The 7,340-nt window shown below is 74.2% G+C and carries 6 protein-coding genes; 5 read left to right on the plus strand and 1 reads right to left on the minus strand.

Going from position 1 to position 7,340, the window contains the following annotated elements:
* The first annotated feature begins 12 nt into the window (after positions 1–12).
* The 5 genes from ACFYWM_RS41450 (at position 13) to ACFYWM_RS41470 (ending at position 5,729) form a co-directional block, all read left to right on the plus strand.
* On the plus strand, positions 13–879 hold the full coding sequence (locus ACFYWM_RS41450) for a 5-dehydro-4-deoxyglucarate dehydratase (protein WP_389926305.1): 867 nt from the start codon (positions 13–15) through the stop codon (positions 877–879).
* Positions 876–1,919 carry a mandelate racemase/muconate lactonizing enzyme family protein gene (locus tag ACFYWM_RS41455; protein ID WP_389926308.1) on the plus strand — a complete coding sequence of 348 codons (1,044 nt, stop codon included), beginning with the start codon at positions 876–878 and terminating at the stop codon, positions 1,917–1,919. Before ACFYWM_RS41450 ends, ACFYWM_RS41455 begins: the two co-directional genes overlap by 4 nt.
* Before the next feature lie 126 nt (positions 1,920–2,045).
* A complete protein-coding gene (locus ACFYWM_RS41460) occupies positions 2,046–3,977 on the plus strand; it encodes a DUF6807 family protein (protein ID WP_389926311.1) in 1,932 nt (643 codons plus the stop codon).
* 124 nt (positions 3,978–4,101) lie between these two features.
* Positions 4,102–4,710 carry a TetR/AcrR family transcriptional regulator gene (locus ACFYWM_RS41465; protein ID WP_389926314.1) on the plus strand — a complete coding sequence of 203 codons (609 nt, stop codon included), beginning with the start codon at positions 4,102–4,104 and terminating at the stop codon, positions 4,708–4,710.
* A gap of 86 nt (positions 4,711–4,796) precedes the next feature.
* Positions 4,797–5,729, plus strand: a complete 933-nt coding sequence (locus tag ACFYWM_RS41470) for an SDR family oxidoreductase (RefSeq protein ID WP_389926317.1) — start codon at positions 4,797–4,799, stop codon at positions 5,727–5,729.
* Positions 5,730–5,903: 174 nt separating this feature from the next.
* Here the strand turns inward: ACFYWM_RS41470 and ACFYWM_RS41475 are convergent.
* On the minus strand, positions 5,904–7,340 hold a 1,437-nt coding region (locus ACFYWM_RS41475; RefSeq protein WP_389926320.1), incomplete at its 5' end, for a WD40 repeat domain-containing protein.

Below are 7,340 nucleotides of genomic sequence, written 5' to 3' on the forward strand. Positions count from 1 at the left end.
GAGACCCTGATCATGAACCTCGATGGTGTCCTGTTCTTTCCCGTGACCCCCTTCGGCCCGGACGGCGGGCTCGCGCCCGGCGTGCTGGCCGACCACGTCCGGCGGGGGCTCGAACACCGGCCGGGCGGCGTGTTCGCCGCCTGCGGGACCGGCGAGTTCACCGCGCTGTCGGAGGCCGAGCACGCCGAGGTCGTCCGGGTCGCGGTGGAGGCGACGGCCGGGGCCGCCCCGGTGTTCGCCGGGGCGGGCGGGCCGATCGGCGCGGCGCTCGCCCAGGCGCGGGCCGCCCGCGAGGCGGGCGCCTCCGGGCTGCTGCTCATGCCGCCCTACCTCGCCCAGGGGCCCGGCTTCCCCGAGTACGTGCGGACGATCGCCGCCGAGCTCCCGGTGATCATCTACCAGCGCGGGCCGATCGCGCTCGAACCGGAGGCGGCCGTCGAGCTGGCCGGGATCCCCGGGGTCATCGGGCTGAAGGACGGCCTCGGCGACATCGACCGGATGCAGCGGATCGTGCTCGCCGTCCGGGAGGCCCACCCGGACTTCCTGTTCTTCAACGGGCTGCCGACCGCCGAGCTGACCCAGCCCGCCTACCGGGCCCTGGGCGTCGGCCTGTACTCCAGCGCGGTGTTCTGCTTCGCGCCCGAGATCGCCAACGCCTACCTGAACGGCGACGAGCGGCTGCTCACCGAGTTCTACGCGCCGCTGGTGCGATTGCGCTCCAAGGTGCCCGGCTACGCGGTCTCGCTGGTCAAGGCGGGCGTACGGCTGCGCGGGCTGGACGCGGGCGCGGTCCGGCCGCCGCTGGTCCCCGTGGCGCCCGAGCACGAGGCCGAGCTCGAAGCGCTGATCAAGTCGGGGCTCGCCCTGGTCGCGTCATGATCAAGGATCTGACGGTCTCACTGCGGTCGGTGCCGCTGGCCCGGCCCTGGGGCGCGGACGTGCCCTGCAACCACGCGCTGCTCGTCACGATCACGCTGGACGACGGGCGGCACGGCACCGGCCTGTCGTGGACGCCTCAGATCGGCGCCCAGGCGATCAAGGCCCTGCTGGAGCACGACGTCCGCGACGCGGTGGTCGGCCTGCCCGCGCATCCGGAGCTCGTGTGGGACCGGCTCTCGGCCCATCTCGGCGAGGCGGGCCGGTCCGGGATCGTGCCCATCGCCCTGGCCGGGGTGGATCTCGCGCTGTGGGACCTGCGCTGCGGCGAGCGCCCGCTGGCCGAGGTCCTCGGCGCGCGGCGCGAGAGCGTCCCCGTCTACGGCAGCGGGGTCAACCTCCACTACCCCCTGGAGGAGCTCCGCGCGCAGGCCGGGCGCTGGGTCGCCACCGGGTACACCGCGGTCAAGGTCAAGGTCGGCCGCCCCTCGCTCGCCGAGGACGTCGAGCGGGTGGCGGCGGTCCGCGAGGTGATCGGCCCCGACCGGCTGCTGATGATCGACGCCAACCAGCGCTGGGACCTGCACCGGGCCCGGACCGCGCTGCGGGCCCTGGAGAGGTACGACCTGTTCTGGATCGAGGAGCCGCTGCCCGCCGACGACCTGGCCGCCCAGGTGGAGCTGCGCCGCGGCGTCGGCGTCCCGGTCGCGGCCGGCGAGAACGTCGCCACCGTCCACGGGTTCCGCGACCTGCTGACCGCGGGCGCCTGCGACGTCCTGCAGCCGAACCTGGTACGGGTCGGCGGGATCACGCCGTTCCTGCGGATCGCCGAGCTGGCCCGCGCCTTCAATGTCCCGATATATCCGCATCTGCTCACCGAGCTGTCGGGGCAGCTCGCCCTCGCGCTGCACCATCCCGCGATGGTGGAGATGGTGGAGGACGCCGCGCTGACCGACCTCGGGCTGCTCGCCCACCCCCTCCCCGTGGAGGTCACCGGGCCGGAACTGCGGGCGACCGGGGCACCGACGAGGTGGGTGTCATGAAGCCGGCGCGCGTGGCGGTCGCCGGAATCCACGGCCACGGACGAAACCAGAGGTGGATGCCATGAAGCCGGCGCGCGTGGCGGTCGCCGGAATCCACGGCCACGGACGAAACCAGAGGTGGATGCCATGAAGCCGGCGCGCGTCGTGGTCGCCGGAATCCACGGCCACGGACGGAACCACGTGGAGAACGTCCGGCGGCTCGCCGCGACCGGCCGGGCCGAGCTCGCCGGGGTCTGCGACACCCGCCCGGCGCCCGGCCTGGACGTGCCGTTCTCGGCGGACCTGCCGTCACTCATCGCCGCGACGGGGGCGGAGGTCGCGGTGATCGCGACACCGATCCACACCCACGCGCCGCTCGCGGTCGCGGCCCTGCGGGCCGGGGCGCACGTGCTGCTGGAGAAGCCGCCCGCGCCGTCGGTGGAGGAGTTCGAGCGGATCTCCGCCGCCGTGGCCGAGACGGGACTGGCCTGCCAGGTCGGCTTCCAGTCGCTCGGCTCGGCCGCCGTCCCCGCGGCGGCCGGGCTGCTGGGCGAGCCGATCCGCGCCATCGGCGTCGCAGGGTCCTGGACGCGCCCGTTCACCTACTACTCGCGCGCGCCCTGGGCCGGGCACCGGCGGCTGGACGGCGTGGACGTCATGGACGGCGCGCTGACCAACCCGTTCGCGCACGCGGTGGCCACCGCGCTCGCCGTCGCAGGGGCCGACGCGGTCTCCTCCGTCGAGGAGATCGAGCTGGAGCTGTACCGGGCCAACGCGATCTCCTGCGACGACACCTCCAGCGCGCGGGTCCGCCTCGCCGACGGAACCGTCATCGCGATCACCGTGAGCCTGTGCGGCGACCGCAGGACCGAGCCCTACCTGCACCTGCACGGCGAGACCCGCTCCGCCCTGCTCTTCTACACCCTCGACGAGATCGAGGTGGACGGCGTCCGTACCGGCTTCGGCAGGGTCGACCTCCTGGACAACCTCCTGGCGCACATCGGGGAGGGCGAGGAGCTGCTGGTGCCGCTGGAGCGGACCGGCGGCTTCACCCGGCTGCTCGACGAGATCCGGCGCGCGCCCGACCCGCTGCCCGTCGACGGCGCCCGCGTCGAGCCGTCCCGGCTCGTGCTGCCGGGCATCGACGTCCTGGCCGTACGCGCGGCGGCGGAGCTGAGGACCCTGTCGGAGGTCGGTTTCCCCGGCAGCCTCGCCTCCCTGCCGAGCTTCCCCGGGGGCCTCGCTCCCCTGCCGAGCACCTGGCCGGAGTCGTCGCTGCGCGCCGGGTCGCGGGAGGTCGCGACGTACACCCAGCGGGGCGACCTCCAGCCGACGGACGCGCCACGGCCCCACCTGCACCCGGTCCGCACCCTCGGTGGCACGGTCGTGACCGAGACCCAGCCCGCCGACCACGTGCACCACTTCGGGGCGGGCGTGGCGATCTCGGACGTCAACGGGGTCAACTTCTGGGGCGGCTCCACCTACGTGCCCGGCGTCGGCCCGAAGATCCTGCCCAACCACGGGCGGCAGCGGCGGCGCTCGCTGCGCCCGGTGGACGGCGGCTTCGCCGAGCTGCTCGACTGGGTCGGCCCGGACGGCACCGTCCTGGCCGCCGAGGAGCGGACCCTCGTGGCCCGCACCCTGCCGGACGCCTGGGCCCTGGACTTCGCCTTCACTCTGGACAACCGGACCGGCGAGCCTTTGTCGATCCAAAGCTCGGCCTGCAAGGGCCGGACCGGCGCCGGCTACGGCGGGTTCTTCTGGCGCGCGCCCAAGGACTCCCCCGGGCTGGACGTCCTCGCCGAGGGCGCCTCGGGCGAGCGGGCCGTGCACGGCAGCCTCTCGCCCTGGCTCGCGCTGACCTGTGACGACTGGAGCCTGCTGTTCGTGCAGACCCTCGGGCTCGACCCGTGGTTCGTCCGCGTCGCCGAGTATCCGGGCGTCGGACCGGCCCTGGCCTGGGACGCGCCGCTGACCGTCCCCGACCGGCTGGAGCGCGCGATCACCGTCGTGGTCGCCGACGGGCGGCTCTCCCCCGAACGGGCCACCGCCCTCGCCGGGGAGCTCGCCGCCCCCTGAAGGACCCCCGCCGCGGGGCGCCCTGACGCACCGGCGCCCCGCGGCGGGCCGTGACGGTCGATCGAGTGGGACCGTCGTCGCGTGCTATAAATAATGACTGTTCATTATTTAATGGGGAGGGTCCATGGCGGGACGGCCGCGCACGATCAGCGAGGAGCGCATCATGGTCGCGCTCGCCGTGGCGATCGGACGGGTGGGGCCGGGCCGGCTGACGCTGGCCGACGTCGCCGGGGAGGCCGGGGTGTCGACGGGCGTGCTCGTCGGACGGTACGGCAGCAAGCGCGACCTGCTGCTCGGATTCGTCCGGTGGGGCCTGGCCGGGAAGGCGTTCGTCCAGCGGATGCGGACCGCGTTCGACTCCGCCGACGACCCGGTGGAGGGGCTGATCCGGGCCGTGGTGCGCAGCGCCGGGCCCGACGTCGGGCCGGAGGAGTTCGCCAACCACCTGGCTTTCCTGCACTTCGAGCTGGCCGACCCCGAGTTCCGCGCGCTTCTGGGCGAGCACGACGCGGCGGTCCGCGCCGAGCTCGCCGCCTGCCTGCGGTCGGCGGCGGCGAGCGGGCACCTGGTGGCGGGCGCCGACGTGGACGCGCTCGCCGCCGCCGTCGACTCCATCCGCAACGGCACCCAGCTCACCTGGGCGATGACCAGGTCGGAGCCGCTGGCCGAGGCGCTCCGCCGAGACCTGAGCACGCTGCTCTCCCCCTACCGGAGCGACAAGGAGGACCGGTGACGAACAAGCCGGTGACAGACGAACCGACGACAGGCGAACCAGCGACAGACGCACCAGAGACAGGCGCATCAGCGACGGACAGACCCGTGACGAATCCACCGGCAGGCAGACCGCTGACGGGGCAGGTCGCCCTCGTGAGCGGGGCCACCCGCGGCGGGGGCCGGGGAATAGCCGTCCAGCTCGGCGTGGCCGGCGCGACCGTCTACGTCACCGGCCGCAGCACGGCGGCGGCGAGGTCGCCGATGAACCGCCCCGAGACCATCGAGGAGACCGCCGACCTGGTGACCGCCGCCGGCGGTCACGGCATCGCCGTCCCCACCGACCACCTGGACGTCGACCAGGTCCGCGAGCTGGTGGCGCGGATCGACCGCGAGCAGGACGGCAGGCTCGACATCCTGGTCAACAACGTCTGGGGCGGTGACCCGCTGACGGTGTGGGACAAGCCGCTGTGGGAGCAGCCCCTCGACGGCGGCCTGCGGCTGCAGCGGCAGGCGGTGCACACGCACATCATCACCAGCTGGCACGCGCTGCCGCTGATGGTGGCCCGCCGCCGCGGCCTGGTCGTGGAGGTCACCGACGGCACCGACGAGCAGGAGTACCGGGGCACCTTCTTCTACGACCTGGCCAAGGCGAGTGTCATCCGGATGGCGCGGGCACAGGCGGGCGACCTGCGCCCGTACGGCGTCACCGCCCTCGCGATCACGCCCGGGTTCCTGCGGTCGGAGGCGATGCTCGACCACTTCGGCGTCACCGAGGCCACCTGGCGCGACGGCATCGCGCAGGACCCCTACTTCGCGCTGTCGGAGACCCCCGTCTACCTCGGCCGCGCGGTGGCCGCGCTCGCGGCCGACCCCGAGGTGGACCGCTGGAGCGGGCGGTCGCTGTCGACCTGGCAACTGGTCAAGGAGTACGACTTCACCGACGCCGACGGCTCCCGTCCCGACTGGGGCGGCTACTACGGCGCGACCCAGCGCCATGGCGACGGCGTCGGCGGCGTCGCCCCGGAGGACTACCGATGACCCCGTGACAACCGATGCCCCCGTGACAGCCGACGACTCCGTGACGGCCGACGACCTCGCGACGACCGCATCGGCCGCTGCCAGAGCGGGGAACAGGCGCAGGCGTCCGAGGACGGAGGGCGGCCATCCCGGAAGGGCAGGCGTCCGCCGTCCAGGCGGGAGGACGGCCGGCCGCTACTCCGGCGGCGGATAGAGGTCGAACCCGTACAGGCCCTGGTCGCCGCCCGCGGCCAGGGCGAAGCCGCTGGGGAACCAGGCCAGGCAGGTGAGGCCCGCCTCGACCCTGGCCCCGGCGGCGAACGGCTCGCCGTACCTGTCCCACACCCGGATGGTGCCGTCGTCGGAGCACGTGGCGAGCAGGTTGCTGTCGGGGGAGATGGCCACGCCGCGGATCCTTCCCGCGCCGCCGGACAGCCTCGCCCGTTCCCTGCCGCCCGCCGACCAGACACGGGCGCCGCCGTCGTCGAAGCAGGCGGCCAGCCAGGTGCCGTCGGGGGCGATCGTCACCCCCCGGGCCGGTCCCGGGCACCCCTTGAGCGAGGCGCGCGCCCTGCCGTCGGCCCCCCACAGACCGGCCGTCCCGTTGGCGGAGAAGATCGCGAACCACCTGCCGTTCGGCGCCACGGTGATCTCGCCGATGCCCTCCACCCTGCCCCTCAGGGTGGCGTACCTGCGGCCGTCCGGTCTCCAGAGCTGGATCCTCCCGTAGATGGACAGGGTCGCGAGCCAGGCGCCGTCCGGGGAGATGAGGAGGTGGGCCGTCGCCCTGACGTTCGCGACCAGGACGGCCCGCTCGGTGCCGTCGGCCCACCACACGCGGGCGGTGCCGTCCTCCGAGCAGGTGGCCAGCCAGCCGCTGTCGGGCGCGATCACGACCTCACGCACCGGCCCGGTGTGGCCGGTCAGCACCGCCCTCCTGCTGCCGCCCGCGCCCCACAGCCGTACGGTCCGGTCGGCCGACCAGGTGGCCAGCCAGGTGCTGTCGGGGGCGATCGCCACCCCGCGCAGGCGTCCCGCGTGCCCCGTGGGGATGGCCCGCCTGCGGCCACCGGCGCCGCGTATCCGGACGACGTGGTCGGCGGACCACACGGCCAGCCACGTCTTGTCCGGGGAGACCGTGCCGCGATGGCCGTTCTCCAGGGGAACGCTGAGGGTGGCCCCCTCGATCCTGTCCTCGTTCCAGAGTCTCACCGACCCGTCACCGGAGTGCGTGGCGATCCAGCTTCCCTCGGGTGAGATCGTCACCTGGTGCACCGTCCCGGTCCGGCCCCTGCGGCTCTGCCGGGTGGCGCGCTCCGACTGCCAGATCCGGATCGTCCCCTCGTCGGAGCAGGCGGCCAGCCAGGTGCTGTCGGGGGCGATCACGACCTGGCGGACCGTCCCCGCGTGACCGGTCAGGGCCGCCCGCTCGGCACCGTCGGCCTCCCACAACCGCACACTCCGATCACCCGAAAGCGTCGCCAGCCAGCTGCCGTCCGGCGCGATCACCACCTGACGGACCGTCCCCGCGTGACCCGTCAGGGCCGCCCGCTCGGCACCGTCGGCCTCCCACAACCGCACACTCCGATCACCCGAAAGCGTCGCCAGCCAGCTGCCGTCCGGCGCGATCAC

Source organism: Streptosporangium sp. NPDC002721 (genome assembly GCF_042888905.1).
In the GTDB taxonomy this organism is placed as follows: Bacteria; Actinomycetota; Actinomycetes; order Streptosporangiales; family Streptosporangiaceae; genus Streptosporangium.

Bases quoted from the DNA above. Each gene is read 5' to 3' on its own strand.
- ACFYWM_RS41460 (WP_389926311.1), top strand. From the start codon at position 2,046: ATGAAGCCGGCGCGCGTCGTGGTCGCCGGAATCCACGGCCACGGACGG.
- ACFYWM_RS41450 (WP_389926305.1), top strand. From the start codon at position 13: ATGAACCTCGATGGTGTCCTGTTCTTTCCCGTGACCCCCTTCGGCCCG.
- ACFYWM_RS41455 (WP_389926308.1), top strand. From the start codon at position 876: ATGATCAAGGATCTGACGGTCTCACTGCGGTCGGTGCCGCTGGCCCGG.
- ACFYWM_RS41465 (WP_389926314.1), top strand. From the start codon at position 4,102: ATGGCGGGACGGCCGCGCACGATCAGCGAGGAGCGCATCATGGTCGCG.